Annotated in this window: 22 protein-coding genes; 15 read left to right on the top strand and 7 right to left on the bottom strand. The window is 69.2% G+C overall.

What is annotated here, in order from left to right:
- Positions 1 to 104: 104 nt before the first annotated feature.
- The 4 genes from AKJ08_RS10015 to kdd all read left to right on the top strand — a co-directional run bounded on the left by AKJ08_RS10015 (position 105) and on the right by kdd (position 4,275).
- Positions 105 to 824 (top strand): uracil-DNA glycosylase, encoded by a 720-nt coding sequence (locus AKJ08_RS10015; protein WP_082343029.1) that lies wholly within the window; start codon positions 105 to 107, stop codon positions 822 to 824.
- A 107-nt stretch (positions 825 to 931) separates the two neighbouring features.
- Positions 932 to 2,311 carry an NfeD family protein gene (locus tag AKJ08_RS10010; RefSeq protein WP_205624708.1) on the top strand — a complete coding sequence of 460 codons (1,380 nt, stop codon included), beginning with the start codon at positions 932 to 934 and terminating at the stop codon, positions 2,309 to 2,311.
- A 3-nt stretch (positions 2,312 to 2,314) separates the two neighbouring features.
- Positions 2,315 to 3,112: a slipin family protein gene (locus tag AKJ08_RS10005; RefSeq protein ID WP_050725943.1), complete on the top strand. Its 798-nt coding sequence runs from the start codon at positions 2,315 to 2,317 to the stop codon at positions 3,110 to 3,112.
- A 134-nt stretch (positions 3,113 to 3,246) separates the two neighbouring features.
- A complete protein-coding gene (gene kdd / locus AKJ08_RS10000; RefSeq protein WP_050725942.1) occupies positions 3,247 to 4,275 on the top strand; it encodes an L-erythro-3,5-diaminohexanoate dehydrogenase in 1,029 nt (342 codons plus the stop codon).
- 144 nt (positions 4,276 to 4,419) lie between these two features.
- Here the strand turns inward: kdd and AKJ08_RS09995 are convergent, their stop codons facing one another.
- Positions 4,420 to 4,869, bottom strand: coding sequence for a hypothetical protein (locus AKJ08_RS09995; RefSeq protein ID WP_050725941.1), 450 nt, complete (start codon positions 4,867 to 4,869; stop codon positions 4,420 to 4,422).
- Between the two features lie 178 nt (positions 4,870 to 5,047).
- Positions 5,048 to 5,428, bottom strand: coding sequence for a hypothetical protein (locus tag AKJ08_RS09990; RefSeq protein ID WP_050725940.1), 381 nt, complete (start codon positions 5,426 to 5,428; stop codon positions 5,048 to 5,050).
- Positions 5,429 to 5,595: 167 nt separating this feature from the next.
- Between AKJ08_RS09990 and AKJ08_RS09985 the strand changes: the two genes are divergently transcribed.
- The 6 genes from AKJ08_RS09985 to AKJ08_RS09960 all read left to right on the top strand — a co-directional run bounded on the left by AKJ08_RS09985 (position 5,596) and on the right by AKJ08_RS09960 (position 13,007).
- On the top strand, positions 5,596 to 6,702 hold the full coding sequence (locus AKJ08_RS09985) for an HAD family hydrolase (RefSeq protein WP_050725939.1): 1,107 nt from the start codon (positions 5,596 to 5,598) through the stop codon (positions 6,700 to 6,702).
- A gap of 94 nt (positions 6,703 to 6,796) precedes the next feature.
- Positions 6,797 to 8,686, top strand: a complete 1,890-nt coding sequence (locus AKJ08_RS09980) for an OPT family oligopeptide transporter (protein WP_050725938.1) — start codon at positions 6,797 to 6,799, stop codon at positions 8,684 to 8,686.
- Between the two features lie 115 nt (positions 8,687 to 8,801).
- The gene (kamD, locus tag AKJ08_RS09975) at positions 8,802 to 10,469 is read left to right on the top strand and encodes a lysine 5,6-aminomutase subunit alpha (protein WP_050725937.1); all 1,668 of its coding nucleotides are present in this window, start codon (positions 8,802 to 8,804) and stop codon (positions 10,467 to 10,469) included.
- Entirely contained in the window at positions 10,466 to 11,221 is a 756-nt protein-coding gene (gene kamE / locus AKJ08_RS09970) for a lysine 5,6-aminomutase subunit beta (protein WP_050725936.1), read from the top strand. The genes kamD and kamE overlap by 4 nt, the downstream gene beginning before the upstream one ends.
- A gap of 56 nt (positions 11,222 to 11,277) precedes the next feature.
- Positions 11,278 to 12,660, top strand: a complete 1,383-nt coding sequence (locus AKJ08_RS09965) for a glycoside hydrolase family protein (RefSeq protein WP_169788797.1) — start codon at positions 11,278 to 11,280, stop codon at positions 12,658 to 12,660.
- Positions 12,657 to 13,007 carry a type II toxin-antitoxin system PemK/MazF family toxin gene (locus tag AKJ08_RS09960; RefSeq protein ID WP_240475288.1) on the top strand — a complete coding sequence of 117 codons (351 nt, stop codon included), beginning with the start codon at positions 12,657 to 12,659 and terminating at the stop codon, positions 13,005 to 13,007. The genes AKJ08_RS09965 and AKJ08_RS09960 overlap by 4 nt, the downstream gene beginning before the upstream one ends.
- Positions 13,008 to 13,062: 55 nt before the next feature.
- Here AKJ08_RS09960 and AKJ08_RS09955 read toward each other — a convergent pair whose 3' ends face one another.
- Both AKJ08_RS09955 and AKJ08_RS09950 read right to left on the bottom strand, forming a co-directional pair.
- Positions 13,063 to 13,569: a hypothetical protein gene (locus AKJ08_RS09955; RefSeq protein ID WP_169788796.1), complete on the bottom strand. Its 507-nt coding sequence runs from the start codon at positions 13,567 to 13,569 to the stop codon at positions 13,063 to 13,065.
- Between the two features lie 184 nt (positions 13,570 to 13,753).
- Entirely contained in the window at positions 13,754 to 14,650 is an 897-nt protein-coding gene (locus tag AKJ08_RS09950) for an NmrA/HSCARG family protein (protein ID WP_050725932.1), read from the bottom strand.
- A gap of 122 nt (positions 14,651 to 14,772) precedes the next feature.
- Between AKJ08_RS09950 and AKJ08_RS09945 the strand changes: the two genes are divergently transcribed.
- From AKJ08_RS09945 to kal, 4 genes are all read left to right on the top strand, one after another.
- Entirely contained in the window at positions 14,773 to 15,432 is a 660-nt protein-coding gene (locus AKJ08_RS09945; RefSeq protein ID WP_050725931.1) for an SOS response-associated peptidase, read from the top strand.
- 137 nt (positions 15,433 to 15,569) lie between these two features.
- A complete protein-coding gene (gene parS, locus AKJ08_RS09940; RefSeq protein ID WP_050725930.1) occupies positions 15,570 to 16,007 on the top strand; it encodes a type II RES/Xre toxin-antitoxin system antitoxin in 438 nt (145 codons plus the stop codon).
- A complete protein-coding gene (locus AKJ08_RS09935; protein ID WP_082343027.1) occupies positions 15,946 to 16,470 on the top strand; it encodes a type II RES/Xre toxin-antitoxin system toxin in 525 nt (174 codons plus the stop codon). The genes parS and AKJ08_RS09935 overlap by 62 nt, the downstream gene beginning before the upstream one ends.
- A gap of 105 nt (positions 16,471 to 16,575) precedes the next feature.
- Entirely contained in the window at positions 16,576 to 16,971 is a 396-nt protein-coding gene (gene kal, locus AKJ08_RS09930; RefSeq protein WP_050725928.1) for a 3-aminobutyryl-CoA ammonia lyase, read from the top strand.
- 36 nt (positions 16,972 to 17,007) lie between these two features.
- Here kal and AKJ08_RS09925 read toward each other — a convergent pair whose 3' ends face one another.
- Together AKJ08_RS09925 and AKJ08_RS19275 are read right to left on the bottom strand one after the other, a co-directional pair.
- The gene (locus AKJ08_RS09925; RefSeq protein WP_050725927.1) at positions 17,008 to 18,087 is read right to left on the bottom strand and encodes a serine hydrolase domain-containing protein; all 1,080 of its coding nucleotides are present in this window, start codon (positions 18,085 to 18,087) and stop codon (positions 17,008 to 17,010) included.
- A gap of 1 nt (position 18,088) precedes the next feature.
- Entirely contained in the window at positions 18,089 to 18,856 is a 768-nt protein-coding gene (locus AKJ08_RS19275; protein WP_050725926.1) for a hypothetical protein, read from the bottom strand.
- 119 nt (positions 18,857 to 18,975) lie between these two features.
- Between AKJ08_RS19275 and AKJ08_RS19270 the strand changes: the two genes are divergently transcribed.
- Complete coding sequence (locus AKJ08_RS19270) at positions 18,976 to 20,004, top strand: AraC family transcriptional regulator (protein WP_050725925.1); 1,029 nt, start codon at positions 18,976 to 18,978, stop codon at positions 20,002 to 20,004.
- A 10-nt stretch (positions 20,005 to 20,014) separates the two neighbouring features.
- On the opposite strand, the gene AKJ08_RS09910 is transcribed toward AKJ08_RS19270, so the two are convergent.
- Positions 20,015 to 20,941, bottom strand: coding sequence for an MBL fold metallo-hydrolase (locus AKJ08_RS09910; protein ID WP_050725924.1), 927 nt, complete (start codon positions 20,939 to 20,941; stop codon positions 20,015 to 20,017).
- Between the last annotated feature and the right edge of the window lie 2 nt (positions 20,942 to 20,943).

Genomic DNA, 20,943 nt, shown 5'->3' with positions numbered 1-20,943 from the left:
CCGGGCGAAGTTGTACCGGGCGATCGGTAGGGCCTGCAACCATCCGGCCGAACCGCGACGCCTCGGCGCTTCCTCGGAAGGGCGGGGGAGGGCAGAATCCGGGAATGGACGATCGTTCGCACAGCCGAGATGAGCTGGCAGCCGTGGCGGCGGAGCTCGCGCGCCACCTGCGTTGGGCCCGTCGGGAAGGCGTCGAGACCCTCCCGATCGTGGAGGCGGCCCCGCTCGCGCCCGCCCTCGAGGCCCCAAGGGTGCCGCCCGACCTGGACGGGATCCGCGCCGACCTCGGCGACTGCAGGCGCTGCGGGCTCTGCGAGGGGAGGACGCGGATCGTCTTCGGGGACGGCGCCCCGTCCGCCGAGCTCGTCTTCGTGGGCGATCGGCCCGGCGCGGACGAGGACGAGAGAGGCCTCCCGGCCGTGGGGCCGGCAGGCGAGCTCCTCGAGAAGATGATCGGGGCCATGGGCTTCGCCCGGCACGAGGTCTACCTCACCGACACCGTGAAGTGCCGCCCGCCAGGGGATCGTGCGCCGACGCCGGACGAGGTCGCGACCTGCCGGCCCTACTTGCGGGGCCAGCTTGCGGCGATCCGGCCCAAGGCCATCGTCGCGCTGGGCCAGGCCGCCTCCCAGGCGCTCCTGGGCGGCGACGCGCCGATCTCCAACCTCCGGGGGCAGTGGCAGGAGCTCGAGGGCGTCCCTGTGATGCCCACCTTTCACCCGGCGTATCTGCTGCGCAACCCGGGCGAGAAGGCGAAGGTCTGGAACGACCTCAAGCTCGTGCTCGCCGCCCTCGGGAGGGACGTGCCAGAGCGAGCGAGGTAGCGTCGCGGCAGGGCAGGCGAGGGCAGGCTGATGCCGGCCCTCCGAGCCACGGGGAACCCATTCGGATTGCGCCTTTGGTATCGTCCGAATACACCGGGCGGGAAGACATGCGTTCCTCGACCTCCATCCATCGCAAGAAGTGGACCGCGCCCCTGGCGCTCTTCCTCACCGTCGTGGGCCTCTTCTTGGGCGCCGCCGCGGAAACCCCCGTGCCGACGGAGGCGATCCCCGGCGTTCCGGCGGTGCGGGAAGTTGCGCGCTGCGAGCTCGGAGGCGCGGTCGACGGGGGGACCGCCGCGTATCTCACCGACTGTGTCCAACGGGCGGAGGCCGGCGGCTACGAGGCGCTGCTCGTCCGCATCGACACGCCCGGCGGCTCCCTCGAGGCCACCCGCGAGATCGTCCAGTCCTTCCTCGGCGCGCGGATCCCCGTGCTCGTCTGGATCGGCCCCTCCGGCGCGAGGGCCGGGAGCGCGGGCGTCTTCTTGACCATGGCGTCCCACCTCGCCGCGATGGCTCCCGCCACGAACATCGGCGCCGCGCACCCCGTGATGGGTCCCAGCGGCAGCGATCCGGAGCAGGGCGGCAAGCACATGGCCGCGAAGGTCATGAACGACACCCTGGCGTTCGCCGAGGGCATCGCCAAGCAGCGCGGGCGCAACGAGCAGTGGGCCGCCGAGGCGGTGCGGGATAGCGCCAGCGTCACCGCCGAGAGGGCCGTCGAGCTCCGCGTGGTCGAGCTGATCGCGCCCTCCGAGCGGGCCTTCCTGGATGAGGCCGACGGCCGGACCGTGATCCTGCCCGACGGACCGCGCGTGCTCCGGACCGCGGGCGCGCGGATCGAGGCGCTCCACCCGACCACGCGCCAGGCTCTCGTCCATTGGCTCGCGAGCCCTGCCATCGCCTACCTGCTCTTCCTCGTGGCGGGCCTCGGCATCGCCATCGAGGTCGCCCACCCGGGCGGCATCGTCCCAGGGCTGATCGGCGGGATCTGCCTCGTCCTCGCGATGATCGCCTTCTCTGCGCTGCCCATCCAGGCGGGCGGCGTGATCCTGATGATCCTCGGGATCGGGATGCTCATCTCCGAGCTCTTCGTAGCGAGCGGTCTCCTGGGCGTCGGCGGCGTGGCGCTGCTGATCCTCGGCGGCCTGCTCCTCATCGATCACTTCGACTCCAAGTGGTTCGTGGAGCCGTCCTTCGGCGTGACCTGGTGGCTTCTCATCCCCACCGCCGTGCTCTGCGGCGGCGCCGCCGCCTTCGTGATCCTGCGGGCGGCAGAGGCGCGGAGGCTCCCGCAGCGCGGCGGGGACGCGGGCCTCGTCGGCGAGCTCGGCAAGGCGCTTCGGGACATCGATTCATCCGGCGGGCAGGTCTTCGTTCACGGCGAGCTCTGGCAGGCGATCTCCGATCGCCCCATCGAAGAGGGCTCCGCCATCGTCGTACGCGGGGTCGACGGGCTCGTCGTCCGCGTCGAGCGGAAAGGGTAGGAAATGGAATTCTCGGGTTGGATCGCGATCCTCGTCCCGTTGGCCATCGCGTTCTTCGTCTTCCTCTCAGGCGTGAGGATCATCAACGAGTACGAGAACGGCGTGATCTTCCGCCTCGGCCGCTACACGGGCCTGAAGCGGGCGGGCTTCCGCTGGCTCATCCCCTTCGTCGAGCGGATGGTGATCGTGGACCTCCGCACCGTGGCCCGCGACGTCCCGCCCCAGGACGTGATCACCCGCGACAACGTCAGCGTGAAGGTGAGCGCGGTGGTCTACTTCCGGGTGATCCAGGCGGATCGCGCCGTGCTGCAGGTGGAGGATTATCTCTACGCGACCTCCCAGCTCGCGCAGACCACGCTGCGCGCGATCCTCGGCCAGGTGGAGCTCGACGAGCTCCTCTCGCAGCGCGAGAAGATCAACCAGGAGCTGCAGCAGGTGCTCGACGCCCACACCGGACCGTGGGGCGTGAAGGTCTCCAACGTCGAGGTGAAGCACATCGACATCCCTGGGGACATGCAGCGGGCCATCGCGCGTCAGGCCGAGGCCGAGCGAGAGCGGCGCGCGAAGGTCATCGCCGCCGATGGCGAGCACCAGGCCGCCGAGAAGCTCGCCCTGGCCGCCGACGTGATGACGACCAACCCGGCGACCCTCCAGCTCCGCTACCTGCAGACCCTGGTGGAGATCACCTCGGGCGGGAACCAGACCATCATCCCCATCCCACTCGACCTGATTCGAACGCTCGGCGCCGGCATGGCGGGCGGGGCCACGCCGGCGGGCGGTTCGCCGGCCAAAGCCGACTGAGCGACGAAACGGGCGCCGGGCGACCAGCGCTCGAGGTGCCCGTTCCAAGGGAACGGCGGCGGCTTGGCGGCAAAGCGCTTGCGGCGCAGGGGGCGCTCGGGTAGCACGCCTCCATCATCTCAGGAGGCGTTCCGATGGCCCGTACCCTTGATCCCTATGGCCTCTCCCGCGTGATCCGGCCCGCCGGCGTCCTTCCCCAGGCCGCCGAGGTCCTCGACCCCTCTCTCCCTGCCGGCCCGGACGAGCTGGTGATCGACGTCGATCACCTGAACATCGACGCCGCGTCGTTCAAGCAGATCAAGGACTCGGTCGGAGCGGAGCCCGAGCGGATCGCCGCGGAGATCGAGCGGATCGTCTCCGAGCGCGGCAAGATGCACAACCCGGTGACGGGCTCCGGCGGCATGCTCATCGGCCGCATCCGCGAGATCGGCGCGGCCCATCCCGCGCGGGAGCAGCTCCAGCCCGGCGATCGGATCGCGACCCTCGTCTCGCTGACGCTCACGCCGCTGCGGCTCGAGGCGATCACCAAGGTCCACGTGGACAACGACCGCGTCGACGTGAAGGGGCACGCCATCCTCTTCGCCTCGGGGATCTGGGCGAAGCTCCCCGAGGACATGGCCGATACGCTCTCCCTCGCGGCGCTCGACGTCTGCGGCGCTCCGGCGCTGGTTGAGCGGGCGGTGTCCGCGGGCCAGACCGTGCTCGTGCTCGGCTCGGGCAAGAGCGGCGCGCTCTGCTGCGCCCAGGCCAAGGACAACGGCGCCCGCGTCCTCGCCCTCGACATCTCGCAGAAGGCGGTCGACACGCTGGTGGGCCTCGGCCTCGCCGACGAGGGGATCGTCGCCGACGCCACCAAGCCGGTGGAGGTCCTGGAGAAGATCTCGGCGGCGACCGGCGGCAAGCTCTGTGACGTGGTGATCAACTGCGCCAGCGTGCCGCGCACCGAGATGGGCTCGATCCTGGCCACGAAGGATCGCGGCCGGGTCGTCTTCTTTTCGATGGCGACGAGCTTCACCGCCACCGCCCTGGGCGCGGAGGGCGTGGGCAAGGACGTCGATCTCCTGATGGGGAACGGCTTCGCCCACGGCCACGCCGAGCTCACCCTCGACCTGCTGCGGAAGCATCCGGCGCTGCGGCGCCACTTCGAGGAGCGGTTCGCTTGAGCGTATGAAGGAAACGGACCCGCCTAACGCGGGCCCGATTCCTTCAGCCGCGCTTCGCGCGATCGCGCTTTTCCGTTGCTCCGCCTACGGCTTCGCGTGCGCGGAAACGCTCATCTATTCGTTTGCTCCGCCTTCGGCTCCGCGTCAGCCGCCGGTCTGGCGGATCGAGACCAGGTCGTCGCGCAGGAGGTCGGGGCTCAGGAACTCGTGCTCCGACCTCGCGAGGCGTTCTCGCACCGCATCCACCAGCGCCATGATCTCCTCGGCGGCGCGCCTCGGGTGCATCCGCCCCTTTGCCACTTCCCCGCAGGTCCCGTGGACCGCCTTCCGCTGCCCCCGCAGGAAGGCCTCGAGGCGCATCGCCCTCACGTCGCCCCACGAGTCGGTCTGGCGGAGCGCCGGCTCGAGGATCTCCTCCTCCTCGTCGAAGAGGTCTACGAGCGCGTCCTCGAGGCCGTGGGCGAGGGAGTGGAGGACCTGGAAGTCCTCCTTGCCGTCGATCACGGCCTCTGCCGCCAGCCACGCCTGGTCGAGGAGCCCGACCACCTTGCCGCGCTCGGCGAGGATGAGCTCGCGGATCTCGCTCGGTTTCATGGGCCCACCTCCTCTCGGTCGAAGGACTACCCATTCAAGGTAGGCAGCCGGAGAGCGAGATGGGACCCCCCGCGCGAAGCCGAAGGCGGAGCAGACGAAAAGACGAGCGTTTCCGCGGGAACCGCGGCTGAAGAAGTCGGGCCCGGGACCGACTTCTTCACACGCTCCGAGCGGGCCGTCAGGAGGTCTGCCTGCCCCGCAGCCGGGCGAGCATCCACACCTCGAGGGCCTGGCCGGCGACGTAGATCGCGCCGAAGCCGAGGATGAAGGCGAGCGGCTCCACCGTGCCCAGCTTGACGGCCAGGAGCGTGATCACCGCCAGGATCAGCATCCGGAAGAGCATCCCCACGGTCACGATGGCGAGGGCCTGGTTCAGCTTCAGTCCCTTGGCCTCGGCATACCAGGCTCCACCGATCGCCGAGAGGGCGGCCACGAGCCCGCCCCCGACGCCCCAGAGCAGGCCATTGCCCATCAGGACGTCGTCGGGACGCACCTTGAGCGCCACCGCGAGGACGATGGCGACGTCGAGAGCGAGAATGGAGAGGGCCTTGCCGAGCATGTACGCGTTCCTGCCTGGTCGGTTGTTCGTCGGGAGAACAAAGGAGACTCGACGTTCCCTTTGCAACCGATTTCGGGAGGCGGCGATGCCCCGGGCCTCTTTCCGCCCCGCGCCGGCTGCTTCGAACCGAGGAAGAAAGGGGACGAGCACCATCGGCCTTGAGCCCGATGGCGGCCTTCGGCGATGGTGCATCCGTGCTGCGCGCCATCCTCTTCGACCTAGACGACACGCTGATCCCGGAGGCCGCGGCGATCCGCGGCGCGCTGGCCGCCGCCTGCGGCCCCCTGGAGGAGCTCGCCGGGCTACCGAACGGCGTCCTCGGCGAGGCGGTGGCGGCGGTGGGGCAGGCGAGCTGGCAGGCCCTCGACGTGACGGGGATCGACGCCCGCTTCGGCGTCACGTGGGAGGAGTGCCTCTGGGGCCGGTTCGGCCCGGCCTCCCAGGCGCAGATCCCGACCCTCGGCGCGCTGGCCGTCATGCTCCGTCGCCAGGTCTTCACCGACGCGCTCACCGCGTGCGGCGTGCGCTCGCCGCTCGGCGGGGAGCTCGAGGCCCGCTTCGCGATGGAGCGGCGCAAGCGGTTCGTGCCCTACGCCGAGGCGCCCGGCCTCATCCAGTCGCTCCGCGATCGGGCGCTGCTCGTCGGCTGCGCCACCAACGGCGCCTCCGAGGTCCAGCGAGAGAAGCTCGCGGCCTCCGGCACGGGCGGCTGGTTCGACGCGGTGACGGTCTCGGCGGAGGAGGGCGTCGGAAAGCCCGATCCGGCGATGATCGTGAAGCTCTGCGAGGAGCTGGGGGTCTCCGCCGACCAGGCGATCTACGTGGGGAACTCGCGGCGCCGCGACGTCGCCGCCTCCAGGGCGGCAGGCATTCCAAGCGTCCTCATCGAGCGCTTCGAGCCGGAGGACGAGATCCCGAATCCCGGAGCCCGAGGCGCGAGGAAGGGCGTCGCCAATCCGCATGAGGTTCCGGATCGAATGGTCTTCGAGGTCCACGGGATCCTCGGCTTCGTCGACGGTTGGCGGGCCGGGCGCGCGTTTCGCGTCGTCGACGGCGGCCGCACGCCCTGGTCGATCGATCTGCCGGAGCCCGTCGACGGCCGCTTCGTCACTCGTGTGGGCGCCGACGATGATCCCTTGCGTCCCCTCGTGACCGGCTCGAGCCCTCTGGCTGCGATCGAGGCTGGCCTTCGCAGCCTCCGCGCCCGAGGCAACGGCCGCGCCTTCCGTCACGAGCTCGGCGAGCCCATCGACTGGGACGCGTTGCTCCGGTAGCGCCGCGCCGCTTGGTCCCCGAGGGACGAAGGCTCCTCATCGCGAGCGAATCGTGCTCTTATCGCGGCCTTTTGCCTAAAGAGGCCCGCAAACGATGAGCGCTCCCTACATCCAGCCCCCCGTCGTCCCCGAGCCGCTGCACGCCATCCCGGCGCCGGCGCCCTTGCCGGACGATCCGGAGCTCCGCTGGCTCGCGACGGTCTACCGCCGCGGCGAGCGCCAGCTCACCGTGCGGGCGGTGGTCACCGGGATGCTCCTCGGCGGCGTGATGTGCCTGTCGAACCTCTACGTGGTTCTGAAGACGGGCTGGAGCCTCGGCGTCACCCTCACCGCGTGCATCCTTGCGTTCGCGATCTTCCGCGGAATGAAGGCGACAGGATTGGCGAAGAAGGACTTCACCGTTCTTGAGAACAACGCCATGGGCTCGGTGGCCTCCGCCGCCGGCTTCATGACCGGCGGCGGGAACATGGCGGCGCTGCCGGCGCTGCTCATGCTCACGGCCGTCCGACCCAGCGGGTTCTCGCTCTTCATCTGGTTCGCGGTGATCGCGGCCCTCGGCGTCTTCGCGGCGATCCCCGTGAAGCGCCAGCTCATCAACCGCGAGCAGCTCCCGTTTCCCACGGGGACCGCCACCGCGGAGACGCTGCGCTCGCTCCACGAGGCGTCCCACTCGAAGGAGGGCGCCGGCGGCGAGAAGGCGAAGTTCCTCGGCATCGCGGCGGCGGTCGGCGCGGCCCTCACCTGGTTCCGCGACGCCAAGGGCGCGTTCATGCCCTTCAACATTCCCGCCTCGATCCCGCTCCCCTTCCAGATCGCGGGCCGGGCCGCGAAGGACTGGACCCTGACCCTCAAGTGCGAGCTGGTGCCCTTCGCGGCCGGAGCGCTGATGAGCTTCCGCACCGGCTGGTCGCTCCTGCTCGGCGGGATCCTCACCTACGTCTTCCTTGCGCCTTCGCTCCTCGCGAACGGGCAGATCCCGGAGGTCTCCTACAAGGCGATCGTCGGGTGGACGCTCTGGCCCGGCGCGGCGGTGCTCGTGGCGTCGGGTCTCACCGGCTTCGCCTTCGACTGGAAGAGCATCGCCCGCTCGTTCTCGGGGCTGTCGGCCCTGTTCCGGAAGAAGAAGGAATCGGTGGACGATCCGATGGCGGAGGTGGAGTGCCCCGACGCCTGGTTCCCGCTCGGCTTCGCCGTCCTGGGGCCCATCGTCGTCGTGCTGATGTGGTGGCTCTTCGCGATCCCGGTCTGGGCCGGCGTCATCGCCGTCCCCTTGGCGGTCGTGATGGGCTTCGTCGCCGCCCGGGTGACCGGCGAGACCGACGTGACCCCGACCAAGGCCCTCGGCCCGGTTACTCAGCTCGTGTACGGCGTCGCCACCCCCGGCAACCTCGCCGGCAACCTCATGAGCGCCAACGTCACCGGCGGCATCGGCCTCCACGCAGCCGATCTGCTCACCGATCTCAAGAGCGGCTTCCTCCTCGGAGCCAATCCGCGGCAGCAGTTCTACGCCCAGCTCTTCGGCGTCCTCGCCGGCGCCGCGGTGGTGGTCCCCGCCTTCTCGCTCCTCGTCCCCGACGCCTCCGCCCTCGGCGGCGAGGACTGGCCCGCACCCTCGGCAGTCGTCTGGGCGGGGGTCTCCCAGGCGTTCTCCGACGGTCTCGGCGCCCTCCCGCCCTCGGCGAGGAACGCCGCGATCGCCGGTGCGCTCCTCGGCATCGCGCTGGCCCTGGCGGAGAGGCTCGCGCCCAAGCGGCTCCGGGCGTGGATCCCTTCGCCCTCCGGCCTGGGCATCGCCCTGGTAATGCCCGGCAGCAACGCCATCGCCATGTTCCTCGGCTCGGCCGTGGCGGAGCTCACCCGCCGCCTCAATCCCAAGCTCGCGGAGCGCACGATCGTGCCCGTCAGCTCGGGCTTCATCGCCGGCGAGAGCCTGATGGGAATCGCGGTCGCGCTCCTCGTGGTGCTCGGCATCCTCGCCGGGTAGCCCGCCACGTGACGGCAGGTGCCGGAGGGACCACGCCGAAAGGCAGCCTCCGGCACGACGCCCGCTTGCACGCAGGTTGCAGGAACGAGCGTTCGGCGGCATATATACGCGCCCTATGTCCAGCCATCCCCAGACGATTCCGCCACCGCCCGGGCCCCACGCTCCGCCGCAGATCTTCGTCTCCAAAGACCGGATCGATCGCGCGCGCGAGCTGGCCTGGAAGATCACTGCCTCCACCTTCGAGCACATCGAGCGCCACACCACCGTCTCCACCGAGCGGACGGTGCTGCGCCTCCTGGGCATCTCCGGCGCCGGACCCCAGGGCGTGCCCCTGGCGAACCTCATGGTCGATCGCCTCCTCGAGGCGGGCGTGCTGCACCGCGGCGCCGCCTACTGGCTCGGCCGCGCGATGCGCATGGGCGGCCGCTCCCCGGTGGAGATGATCGAGCAGCTCACGCGGCTGTCGAACGACGAGCTCCGCGCGCCCCTGGCCGCCGACGAGGAGGCCGCGATCCGCGAGGAGATGCGGGCCGAGGCCGAGGCCGCGATGGCCGAGCTCAAGAGCCGCGTCGAGCAGCGGGAGGGCCTGAAGAAGGGCCTGAAGATCGGCTCGTCGCCGGACGGCGCGCCGCTCAAGTACCTCATCGTCGCCACCGGCAACATCTTCGACGACGTGGAGCAGGCGAGGAGCGCCGCGCAGAACGGCGCCGACATCATCGCCGTGATTCGCTCCACCGCCCAGTCGCTCCTGGACTACGTGCCCCACGGCGCCACCACCGAGGGCTTCGGCGGCACCTTCGCCACCCAGGAGAACTTCCGGATCATGCGCGAGGCTCTCGACGACGAGTCGAAGAAGCTCGGGCGCTACATCCACCTGGTCAATTACTCCTCCGGCCTCTGCATGCCGGAGATCGCCTTCATGGCGGCGTGGGAGCGGCTCGACCACCTGCTGAACGACGCGATGTACGGGATCCTCTTCCGTGACATCAACCCGCAGCGGACGATGGTGGACCAGTACTTCTCGCGGCGGATCTGCGCCTACGCGGGGATCCTGATCAACACCGGCGAGGACAACTACATCACCACCGCCGACGCCTACGAGGCGGCCCACCAGGTGATCGCCTCGCAGTTTATCAACGAGGCCTTCGCCCACCGCGCCGGCCTCCCCGACGAGCAGATCGGTCTCGGCCACTCCTTCGAGATCGACACCGCGTATCCCGACACGCTGCTCTGGGAGCTGGCGCAGGCGTACCTGATCCGCGGCTGCTTCCCCAAGCACCCGCTCAAGTACATGCCGCCCACCAAGCACAAGGACGGCGACATCTTCTTCGCCCACGCCTACGACGCCATGGCCGACCTGATGGCGATCTGGACGCGACAGGGGATCCAGCTCCTCGGCATGATGACCGAGGCGATGCACAACCCCTTCCTCATGGACCGCTACTCGGCCCTGAAGATGGCCGACTACCTCTACCGGGCCGGCGCCTGGATGGGCGACGAGCTCCAGATCAACCCGAACGGCCGCATCGCCCAGCGCCAGCGCGAGGTCATGGAGAATGCGATCTCCATGCTCGAGGAGGCCGCGGAGATCGGCATGTTCGACGCCATCGCGAAGGGCCGCTTCGCCGGCGTGAAGCGCCCCATCGACGGCGGCAAGGGCCTCGCCGGCGTGATCGAGAAGGGCGACGACTACTTCAACCCCATCCTCGAGATCCTCGAGCGCGACACGGGCGTGGTCCTCCCCGATGGGCGCCGGGTCGCGAAGGCGGAGGTGCCGCGATGAAGTCCACCGTCCAGCAGATCATCCGTCCCTACGGCGACCGCAAGGACGACGGGGTGATGCAGCTCTCCTTCGTCCTCCCCGTGGCGGCGTCGGAGAAGGCCAAGGAAGCGGCCCGGCAGATCCTGCAGAAGCAGGGCTTCGTCGACGTCCTCGTGGCCCAGATGGAGAAGGCAGGCGAGGGCTACACCTTCTTCGTCTGCTACGCCAAGACCCAGCTCTTCCTCGACTACGCCTCCATCGACGTGCCCGAGGTGAAGATCCACAAGCTCGGCTTCGACGCGCTCAACGACGCCATCGAGGCGGAGCTCGGTCGCAAGATCATCGTCGTCGGCGGCTGCACGGGCACCGACGCCCACGCCGTGGGCATCGACGCGATCATGAACATGAAGGGCTACGCCGCCGACTACGGCTTGGAGCGCTACCCCATGTTCGACGCGCTCAACATGGGTTCCCAGGTGCTCAACGAGGCCATCCTCGCCAAGGCGCTGGATCTCGGCGCCGACGCGATCCTCGTCTCGCAGGTGGTCACCCAGCGTGACGTCCACAAGGACAACTCGCGCCAGCTCGTGGAGCTGATCGAGCAGAAGGGCCTGAAGGGCCGCTTCCTCCTCCTCCTCGGCGGCCCGCGCATCGACCACAAGCTCGCCCTCGAGCTGGGCTACGATGCGGGCTTCGGTCCGGGCACCAAGCCCTCCGACGTCGCCAATTTCCTCTTCGGCGCCGTGAAGAAGCGAGCAGGCAAGGACTCGTAGCAAGGCGCTCGAGCGCCGGGAATTGGGGGGGCCCGATGTTCCGATGGACCTGCTGTGTGGCGTTTCTCGTTCTCCTCGCCGGATGCTCAAGCGGCGAGGAGGCGATTCCGTCGACGTCCATTTGCGGAGGATTGCCGCTTCGCGACGAGGCGCTGACGGATCTGGACCAGGTCCTGGCGGCCGCGGTCGCGGGCCCAGGCGAGCTCGCGATCGAGCCGGTCCAGGACGGGCAGTTCTACGGAGTTTATCGCGAGCCCTGGACCGACGAGGTGCGCCTCGTGGCCAGCCAGGAGGAGCTCGACCGCGATCAGTCCCTGCGGGATATCGTCGCGCCCGACTCGATGGACTGGGACCGGGAGATGCTTGCGCTCGTCGGTGAAGGGCAGTCGCATCGCTGGTACCGAATGCGCATCGCGGAGGGGACTCTCGAGGTCCATGTCGGAAGGCCCACCGCCTGTGTGGAAGCAGGCGGAATCCGCGCGGGTTTTTTCGTCTGGTCCTATACACGGGTGTATCGGATTCCAAAGGTCGACCAGGCCCGTCTCGTCGTTCATGAGGGCCTCTTCCGGATGCCCACTTTCGAGACATTGGGTGCGTGTGGAGAGCCCGAGGGACCAGTCGTCAACGGTTGGAGCGATTCGCCTGCGGTAGTTTCGACGCCCGAAGGCGGATTCCGCATGTGGTTCACGGGGCATTCGAATTGGATGTTCGATACCTCGTCCCGTGACGGAATCAATTGGACACCCGATGGCGCCGAGGAAGCTCACCGGCTCTCGTTCTCGGGGCAGCCTTCCAGCGGCGCGTCCTCGAAACCGTCGGTATTGCCCAGGCCGAATGGGTACTGGATGTTTTACGCCACGGGCTTCGGGAGCACCTCGGCCATCCGGCGGATCGTGTCGGCCGACGGGCTCGACTGGAAAGACGAAACGGTCGTTCTCGAGCCAGCGAGGAATGGCTGGGAAGACGGAATGACCATCGACTCCGTGAGCGTGCTGGAACACGAGGGAAGGTTTTTCCTCTGGTATGGAATGACGGATTCGGCGCACGTCGGGCGCCTGGGGCTTGCCACGTCAGACGATGGCTTGTCGTGGACGCGCGTTGGATCGGCACCTGTTCTGGAGCCCGGTCCGCGCGGCACCTTCGACGAACAAGGGATCTCGACGCCGACCGTCGCCTTCCGAGACGGACACTTCGTCCTCTGGTACACAGCGATTTACGGCGGGGTCGAGCGGGTTCCTTCGAATTCGGTTCTCGCGATGGCGACGTCTCACGACGGCGTGAAGTGGACTCGGGCAACTCATCCGCTCTTGTTTCAGCCAATCGGCGGCTTCTGGGTCACGAATCCCAACGCAGTGGTCGAGGATGATGGATACCGGCTCTGGTACTCGTCCTGGATCAACGGTCAGCCGGCGATTTTCCACTCTCGCTGCAGTTGGTGACGCAGATCAACCGAGGAGATCTGTTCTGGATCGGGCCGGACTCGCCCGATGCGAACTATTCGCATCCACACGTGGTGGTGCAGGACGACCTCTTCAACCACTCGCGAATCACGACCGTGGTCGTGTGCGCCCTGACGTCGAACCTGCACCGGGCGAACGAGCCTGGGAACGTGCTCCTCGAGGCCGGCGAAGGAGACCTCCCAAAGCAGAGCGTCGTCGTCGTCTCGCAGATCTCTTCGGTGGAGAAGGATCGGCTCGGGCTGCGGATCGGGTCGCTGTCGGAAGGGCGAGTGGAGCAGATCCTGGCGGGCCTCAGGTTCCAGCAGGTGTCCTTCTTCGAGCGCTGATCGGAAAGCGGCTCAACTCAGGCCGAGCGCGACGAATCGCCGAGCTGGCGTCGGCTCAGGAGGGCTGCGTCTGGCTCGCGGCGCGCATCTGCACGAGCAGCCATCCCCCGGCGACGAGGAAGGTCGCGATCGACCCGACCGCGCCGAGCCGGAGGAGAGCCGCGAGCGCAGTGTCCAAGCGTAGGGCCCCGACCGTGGCCAATAGGTAGTGCCAGTCGTGGATGGGCTCGCCGCCGAACGGTGAAACCAGCGGGAGCTCCTGGGCCCGGGCGTCGCCCACGTAGCGGGCGAGCTCGTGAAGGCTCGCACCCAGCCAGAGGAAGCAGAAGGAGATCCCGAAGTAGTCGCGTTGCCGCAGGAAGACCGCGACCGACGCCAGCGGCGCCATCACCTGCGCGAGCGATCCGCCGAGCACGCCGACGAATCGGCCGAAGGGCGCGAAAATGATGTGGCCCAGCTCGTGGATCCCGAGGTCGAGCCCGGCGAAGAGCGAGGCGTAGGCCGAGGAGCGGAGGCTGCCCAGGAGCATCCAAACGCCCCACGCGAGGACGGGCGCGCGCACCAGCCAGCTCCGTCCGGCGCACCACGCCCGCGCATCCTCCATCACCCCGCGAAGCAGCTCGTTCACAACGAGCAGTCTAGCCGGTCCGCCCCACGGCAGGCTCGAGAAGCAGAGGACGACACTTCTATCGTACGACCCAGAGCCCACGGGCCATGGGGCGCGCTTCCGGTGGTAGCGAGCCCCGTCAGCCGGGGGCGTGGACCTCGGCCCCCGCCTCGAGCCCCGTCCAGCCGTGGGAGCGCAGGTAGGTCTCGAGGCTCGTGAGCGTGCCGAACTCCTTGCGCAGGGCCTCGATGTCAGCGTCGTAGCCCACGTCCTCGAACCATCGGAGCATGCGGGCGAGACCCGGACCCAGCTTGTCGTTGACCGTCTGAAAATCCAGGCGGCGGTACTTCACCTCGCGGCCGAGGACCCGGGTGAAGATCTCCGCGACCTCGAGCATCGACGGCTCGGAGCTCGCGACCTCCAGCGATCGATCGAGGAAGCGCTCCGGCGACTCGAAGGCGGCCGCCACCATCTCGCCGTAGTCCTCCTCGGAGATCTGCTGCAGCGTGGTCTCGGGCGAGAGCGGCGTGGCCAGGGTGCCCTCGAGGATTCCCGTGCGATACACCGGCATGTCGTAGTTGTAATAGAAGCTCACCGGCCGGAAGATCGTGTGCGGCAGCTGGATGGCCCGGATGTGCTCCTCGATTCCCCACTTGCTGTCGAACTCGGGAATGCCGGTGTCGCGCTCGGCGCCGCCCACCGAGCTGTAGACGAAGTGGAGAACGCCCATCTTCTTCGCCGCGTCGGCGACGGCGAAGCCCTGGCGGATCTCCGCCTCCACGTCGGTCGACGGCTGGACGGAGAACACGCCATAGACATCGGCCATGGCCGAGTCGAGGGACTGGGCGTGATCGAAGTCACCCTCGACCACCTGGGCGCCCGCATCGGCGAGCACGCTCACGCCGGTCCGGTGGGTGCTCCCGGCGTGGACGAAGGCGCGGATCGAGAAACCGTGGGCGAGGAGGTGCCGCGCCACCGCGCCTCCCTGCTGGCCGCTCGCGCCCGTGACCAGGATCAGCCGATCTTTGTTGGCCATGCGATCTCCTCTCTTTCGAGAGGTAGGGACCGGATAGGGCGCCCCGCAAGGCGAGGCCGGGCCCTCGACGTCGCCGCCCCGGGGGCCTGGATCGCGGTCCGCGTTCGTTGCAAGCTGGTCGCATGTGTGGACGATTCAGCCTCGGCGTCACCAGCGCCTCCGACCTCGCGCGCATGCTCGAGGCCGATCTCCTGCCAGAGGACGAGGCGCTCTACCGCCCGCGCTACAACGTGGCGCCGACCAACCGGCACTGGATCGTCCGCGAGGAGGGCGAGCGCCGGCTCCTCGTCCCTGCCACCTGGGGCCTGACCACGCCCACCGGTCACTTCGTGATCAACGCCCGCTCCGAGAGCGCCGCCTTCAAGTTCCGCGACGCATGGAAGGGGCGCCGCTGCGTCGTCCCCACCGACGGCTTCTTCGAGTGGAAGGGCCCGCCCAAGGATCGGCGCCCGATCTGGTTCCATCCTCCGGACGGCGGATTGCTCCTCCTCGCGGGGATCTTCGACGACTCGAAGTCCGACGATCGGCCGCGCTTCGTGATCCTCACCACCGCCGCGAACGAGCGGGTCGCCGAGGTCCACGATCGGATGCCCGCCGTCATCCCCGCGGATCGGCTCGGCCGCTGGCTCCAGGAGCCGGAGCGCCTCGAGCCGGCCCCCGTCGATCTCCTCGAGCCGACGCCCGTCTCGCCACGGCTCAACTCTCCGGCCAACGACGATCCGAGCCTCCTCGAGCCCTATCGCGAACCTGGCGGCTCGCCCGGTCAGCTCCGCCTGCTCTGAGTTTCGGGGACCACTTGGCTGACGCCCCTTCGAGAACCGTCGTCAGCCCAGGCAGGTCCGCGTCTCGGGCCTCGCCTTGCAGATGGCCACTTGGCGGGATATTCATTGCCAAGTGGCCCATGGCCCGGAGGAGCCGAATGGAACAGCTCGAGCAGATCACGCGGATGCTCGGGGGCGCTCGGATCCTCGGGAAGCGGCCAGACAGCGACCGCGATTTCGTCGAGATCGTACGCGAAGGGCTTCCGTTCTCCTCGTTCCAGTCCGCCGTCCGATCCTTGGGGATGACGGAGGAGGAAGCGCGGGAGGCCCTGGGGTTTCCGCGTCGCACCCTTTCCAGGCGCAAGCTCGAGCAGGGCCGGCTCCGCGCCGCGGAATCGGAGCGAGTCCTTCGGCTCGCCCGCGTCGGCACGCGTGCCATCGACGTTCTCGGCGACGCGAATCGAGCCGTCCGTTGGCTTCGAGCGCCGAACCGTGGTCTCGGGGGTGAAGCTCCGCTCGAGCTCCTCGACACGGATGTCGGAACCCAGGGCGTCCTGGATGAGCTCACTCGGCTGGACCACGGCGTCTTCAGCTGATGAGGGTCTGGCGGATCTCCAAGGTCCGGTGGGCGAACCGCGGTTTCGACGGAGACGGCGCGCGGATCGCGGGGGGCGATGGAATCATCGGGGCGACCGCATGGTCTACACCGCGGATAGCCTCGCGCTCGCCGCCCTCGAGACCTTCGTCCACGTGGATCCTGCGCTGGTTCCCGACGACCTGGTCGCCGTCTCCGCGTCGATCCCTGACGACGCCTCGGTGGTCCGGCTCGAAGACGCCGATCTCCCTCGGGATTGGAATCGGATGCCCGCGCCCAACGAGGTGAAGGACCTGGGATCGGAGTGGATCCGCGGCCGCAAGAGCCTCCTGCTCGTGGTTTCGTCCGCCATCATCCCGGTCGAGCGATGCGTCCTGATCAATCCGGCCCATCCCGAGTTCGCCCGCGTGGAAGTACACGAGCCCTTGCCCTTCACCTTCGACGGGAGGCTATGGAAGTCGTGAGGGCGCGCTCGACCGGAGTCGTCGCGTGTCGATGAACTCGGACCGCGGGCGTGGTATGGCGGTGAGCCACCTGCCGCGCCTCGAACGGGCGCAAGGAGACGAAGGATGCCGGTCGGAGAGAAGGTCGTGATTCGCCTGCGGATGAGCCAGGCCGACGCGCACTATGGCGGGAACCTGGTCGACGGCGCGCGGATGCTCGCGCTCTTCGGCGACGTCGCGACCGAGCTCCTGATCCGCCACGACGGCGACGAGGGCCTCTTCCGCGCCTACGATGCGGTGGAGTTCCTCGCGCCGGTCTATGCCGGCGACTACGTCGAGGCCATCGGCGAGATCGTCGAGATGGGCAACACCTCGCGCAAGATGCGCTTCGAGGCCCGCAAGGTGATCCGCCCGATGCCGGGCAGCGACTCCGCGTGCGAGGTCCTCGATCCGCCGGTCGTGGTCTGCCGGGCGTCCGGGACCTGCGTCACGCCGAAGGACAAGCAGCGCTTCGCCCGCTGATCGCCGCCCGCGGGCCCGACCGGGGCGGCAGGCGCGTCAGTCTGCGGCCCCGGCGATGAGATCGACGAGCTCGAGGAAGGCGGGAGGCATGATGGCTCCCCCGTCGGGCGAGGTGTCCGGCTCGGCGGTCAGCGCGATCACGAGCTGCTTCTCCGGGAGCACGTAGAGATACTGGCCCCCGTGGCCCCAGGCGAAGAAGCCGGCACGCCCCGTGGACGACCACCAGTAGTAGCCGTAGGGGAGACCCGGAAGGCCGGGCAGCTCGGTATCCTCGACCCAGGGCCGGGTGGACTCGACGAGCCACTCCCGGGAGACGAGCTGCCGCCCCTCCCATGCACCTCCCTGGACGGCGAGCTGGCCCAATCGGGCGAAGTCGCGCGGCGTCAGGTAGAGGCCGTATGCACCGTAGGTGACGCCGTCGCGCTGGCGGAGCCACAGCCAGTCGGTGATCCCGAGGGGGCGCAGGAGATGCTCGTCGGTGAAGGCGTCGAGGCTCGCTCCGGTCGCGGCCGCCAAGACCCCCGAGACCAGGTGCGGATCGGCGTCCTTGTAATCGAAGCGGCTCCCCGGCTCGTGGATCCTGGGTCGTGACAGGATGTAGCGCAGGCTGTCACCGCGCACGTCGTTGGCCATGTCTAGCGAGAATCGATCGTTGGAGTACTCCAGGCCCGAGCGCATGGTGAGGAGATCCCGGAGGCGGATGGATCCGGCAACGGCACCATGCCCCAAGCCGATCGCGTCGGAGATCGGACGCTCGACCGAAACGAGCCCCTGCTCGACCGCGATCCCCACGGCGAGGGAGGTCACGCTCTTGGTGGCCGACATGAGCGCGCTCTTCACGCCGATGTCGCCGCGATCCCGGCAATAGCCCTCCGCCACGAGGACGCCGTTGCGCACGACGAGGAGGCTCCTCGCGGGCACGTACTCGTCCTCGGAGAAGAAGCGTCGGTAGGCGGCGCGCAGAGGCTCCGGATCGAAGCCCTGCGATTCCGGCGTGCCGATGGTCCATCCGTCGGCGATGTCCCGCGGGCGATCGTCGTAGCCGATCTTCACTGGGCCGGCGGCGAGGCAGCCGCCGAGTAGCAGAGCGAGCGAGGCGAGGGTCAGGAGGCGCATGTCAGAGCTCCCAGGAGAGGGAGGTCGCCAAGGTGCTTCCCAGCGACTCGAAGACCTCGGGCCGGGCGTAGCGCCGGTAGGCGAGCTCGTACGCGAGGTCGAGGCGGGTCCCGTCCGAGATGCGCCAGGACCAGGCGATCGCGGCCTCGAGCGAGACGTACTCGTGGAGGGAGGTGAGGCGCAGCCCCCGGTTCGGCGCCGCGAAGTAGAAGCCGACGTTCTCGAAGTCGTCGATCTTGTTGTACCGGCGGAGCTCGGGGCGCGAGGCGAGGGCGACGACGGGCAGGGCGAGCGATGCCGAGAGGCGATGGGCGGGAGACGCCTGCCATTCGTACGCCGCGCTCGGGCCGAGCTCGTAGGCGTTCATCCAGTAGAGGTGCTCCTCGTCCCAGTCGTAGTAGACCTGCATCGCCTGGTTCCACTGGGCCCGGGCGCCGACGAGGAGCAGGCCCGCCTCGCCGAGCCCGTCGATGGAGAAGCGGAGATCGTAGCGCAGGCGCAGGTCGAGATCCGCACCGCCCGCGCCGTAGCGGTTGGAGACGAAGGCGATGGGGAGCTTCAGGTCCGCCTCGTGCCGAACGTCCTCGCCACGCCGCTCGTAGCCGAACCGGAGAGCGGCGCCGAAGCCGTCCCAGCGGAAGGGCCGCAGGAGCTCGTCTCGAAGCTGGAGGTGCGAGGGCCCGACACCGACAGCGAGGTGGTCCGAAGCGGCGGCGCTCGCCTGGGCAAAGGTCAGGACGAGGACGCCGATCAACGCGGCGAGGCGCAAGACGTGCTCCCGGTAGGTGGTCCGCGTCTTTTGGCGTAGGCTGCTTTCGGAGTCAATTCGGCGCGGATCGTCCGTCGCCACACGACGTGTCGCCGCATCTCCGGCGTGGAGCTTTTCGAGTGTCCGCCGAACGTCCGATCGCCCAGGTCTCCGCGAGGATCCCCCTCTTCGTCCTCGCCGTCGCGAATGCGCGGGGCGTTCCCCGCCAGGAGCTCGCCGACGCCGCGGGGCTGCGCATCGAAGAGCTCGAGCGTCCCGACGCGCGCATCCCCCTGGAGGCGGAGCTCGCGCTCTGGAGCGAGGCGGCGCGCCGCACGGGCGATCCGCTCTTCGGCCTCCACGCCGCCCAGGCCTGGCGGCCCGGTCAGTTCGACGTCCTAGAATACGTCTGCCGCAGCGCAGGCAGCCTCCGGGCCGCCATCGAGCGCGTGGCGCGCTACAACCGCCTGCTCCACGACATCGCCGAGTTCCGGCTGGAGGAGTCGGAGCGAGAGGCGAGGGTGATCCACCGCTTTCGCGGGGAGCTCGCGGGGCCCGTCCGCGAGGCGGCCGAGTTCACCCTCGCGTCGGCGTTCTTCGCGGCGCGGCTCTGGACCGGGAAGCCCTTGTCCGCGGTCCGCGTGGACTTCATGCACCCCGACCCCGGAGACGTGCGAGAGCTCGCGGATTTCTTCGGTACGACGCACATCGGCTTCGGCGCGAAGGAGAGCGCCCTCGTCCTTCGCCGGGCCGATCTCGACCTTCCGCTGATCGCGGCGGACCCCGGCCTCTGCGCCGTCCTCGAGCGACACGCCGACGCGCTCCTCACCGCGCTCCCGAAGGTGGAGAGCTTCGGCGCCCGGGTCCGCGAGCTCATCGCCGGCGAGCTGCGCAGCGGGACGCCGACGGCCGGCACGGTGGCGGCCCGCCTCCACATGAGCGAGCGGACCCTCCACCGGCGCCTCGCCGAGGAGGGCCTGCGCTTCGGAGACGAAGTGGACTCGCTCCGGCAGGGCCTCGCCTACCGCTACCTGGAGGATCCCCGGCTCCAGATCGCGGAGGTCGCCTTCCTCCTCGGCTACTCGGAGGCCAGCGCCTTCCACCGTGCGTTCAAGTCGTGGACGGGCGGGACTCCCGGGGCCTGGCGCGAACGCCACCTGCCGCACTGAGCAGAGACGCCTACAGCGGATCCTGGATGCCCCGCTCGAGATCCCAGTCGGCGGCGTCGTGGCCCGCCTTCACCTTCACCTCCGGGTGATCGGCGAGGAAGCGACGCAGCCTTCCGATGCTCTCGTTCGACGCGTTCGCATCCGAGTTCTTGCCGGGCGCGACGCCGTGGTCGAGCCCCTCGCGGGTGTGGGAGGCGTCACAGGTGAGGAGCGTCGCGCCGCGGGCGGTGTGGACGAGGAAAGAGAGGTTCCCCGCGGCGTGGCCCGGCGTTGAGACGACGACTAGGGATCCATCGCCGAAGAGGTCGCGCATCTCCCCTGGCGCGATGTCGAGGTTCTCGATCGTCTCACGCCCAGCGAGATGATCCTGCGGCGCGTACCAGAGGACCTCGTAGCTCGCCATCGCGCCGGGACCTGCGATCACGGGGACCGACGTCGGGAGCTCGGGGAGGCCCGCGGTGTGATCCGGGTGCATGTGCGAGAGGAGGATCATCTTCAGCGACGCGGGCTCGACGCCGAGCTGGCGCAGGAGGCTCGCCGTGTCGTGGCCGGGCTTCTGGCGGGCGATGTTCAGCAGCTTGGCGAGGCCGCCGAAGTTCCCGTGTCCGGACGCCGCGAAGCTCGAGTCGAAGCCGCTGTCGATCAGCACGTCGCCCTTGGTCGGATGCCGAACCAGGTAGGCCATCACCGGCACCCAGACCTTGTCGTCCTTTCGCCCCGCCATCTCGGGGTGGGAGAGGTCCACGAGGAGGCTGCGGTCGACCTCGATCTCGCCGGTGACCATGGGGATCACCTCCACCTCGCCAGGCGCCTCGCCGTTCCAAGCCGCGACATCGCCGTGAAACCGCGCTTCTGCTGGCCGATGGGCGCCGCAGCCGCAGGCCGCGGCCATCCCGAGGAGCACCGCGAGTCGAATCGTCGTTCGGAGAGTCTTCATGT

It is taken from the genome of Vulgatibacter incomptus (genome assembly GCF_001263175.1).
Lineage (GTDB): Bacteria > Myxococcota > Myxococcia > Myxococcales > Vulgatibacteraceae > Vulgatibacter > Vulgatibacter incomptus.
Note: the sequence above shows the minus strand (reverse complement) of the source record. Positions and strands in the feature narration are given on the sequence as shown.

Coding starts and splice junctions, on each gene's coding strand:
- AKJ08_RS10010 (WP_205624708.1), top strand. CDS start 932: ATGCGTTCCTCGACCTCCATCCATCGCAAGAAGTGGACCGCGCCCCTG.
- kdd (WP_050725942.1), top strand. CDS start 3,247: ATGGCCCGTACCCTTGATCCCTATGGCCTCTCCCGCGTGATCCGGCCC.
- AKJ08_RS09945 (WP_050725931.1), top strand. CDS start 14,773: ATGTGTGGACGATTCAGCCTCGGCGTCACCAGCGCCTCCGACCTCGCG.
- AKJ08_RS09980 (WP_050725938.1), top strand. CDS start 6,797: ATGAGCGCTCCCTACATCCAGCCCCCCGTCGTCCCCGAGCCGCTGCAC.
- AKJ08_RS09910 (WP_050725924.1), bottom strand. CDS start 20,941: ATGAAGACTCTCCGAACGACGATTCGACTCGCGGTGCTCCTCGGGATG.
- AKJ08_RS09995 (WP_050725941.1), bottom strand. CDS start 4,869: ATGAAACCGAGCGAGATCCGCGAGCTCATCCTCGCCGAGCGCGGCAAG.
- AKJ08_RS10015 (WP_082343029.1), top strand. CDS start 105: ATGGACGATCGTTCGCACAGCCGAGATGAGCTGGCAGCCGTGGCGGCG.
- parS (WP_050725930.1), top strand. CDS start 15,570: ATGGAACAGCTCGAGCAGATCACGCGGATGCTCGGGGGCGCTCGGATC.
- kamD (WP_050725937.1), top strand. CDS start 8,802: ATGTCCAGCCATCCCCAGACGATTCCGCCACCGCCCGGGCCCCACGCT.
- AKJ08_RS09935 (WP_082343027.1), top strand. CDS start 15,946: ATGTCGGAACCCAGGGCGTCCTGGATGAGCTCACTCGGCTGGACCACG.
- AKJ08_RS09950 (WP_050725932.1), bottom strand. CDS start 14,650: ATGGCCAACAAAGATCGGCTGATCCTGGTCACGGGCGCGAGCGGCCAG.
- AKJ08_RS10005 (WP_050725943.1), top strand. CDS start 2,315: ATGGAATTCTCGGGTTGGATCGCGATCCTCGTCCCGTTGGCCATCGCG.
- AKJ08_RS09990 (WP_050725940.1), bottom strand. CDS start 5,428: ATGCTCGGCAAGGCCCTCTCCATTCTCGCTCTCGACGTCGCCATCGTC.
- kal (WP_050725928.1), top strand. CDS start 16,576: ATGCCGGTCGGAGAGAAGGTCGTGATTCGCCTGCGGATGAGCCAGGCC.
- AKJ08_RS09985 (WP_050725939.1), top strand. CDS start 5,596: ATGGCGGCCTTCGGCGATGGTGCATCCGTGCTGCGCGCCATCCTCTTC.
- AKJ08_RS09925 (WP_050725927.1), bottom strand. CDS start 18,087: ATGCGCCTCCTGACCCTCGCCTCGCTCGCTCTGCTACTCGGCGGCTGC.
- kamE (WP_050725936.1), top strand. CDS start 10,466: ATGAAGTCCACCGTCCAGCAGATCATCCGTCCCTACGGCGACCGCAAG.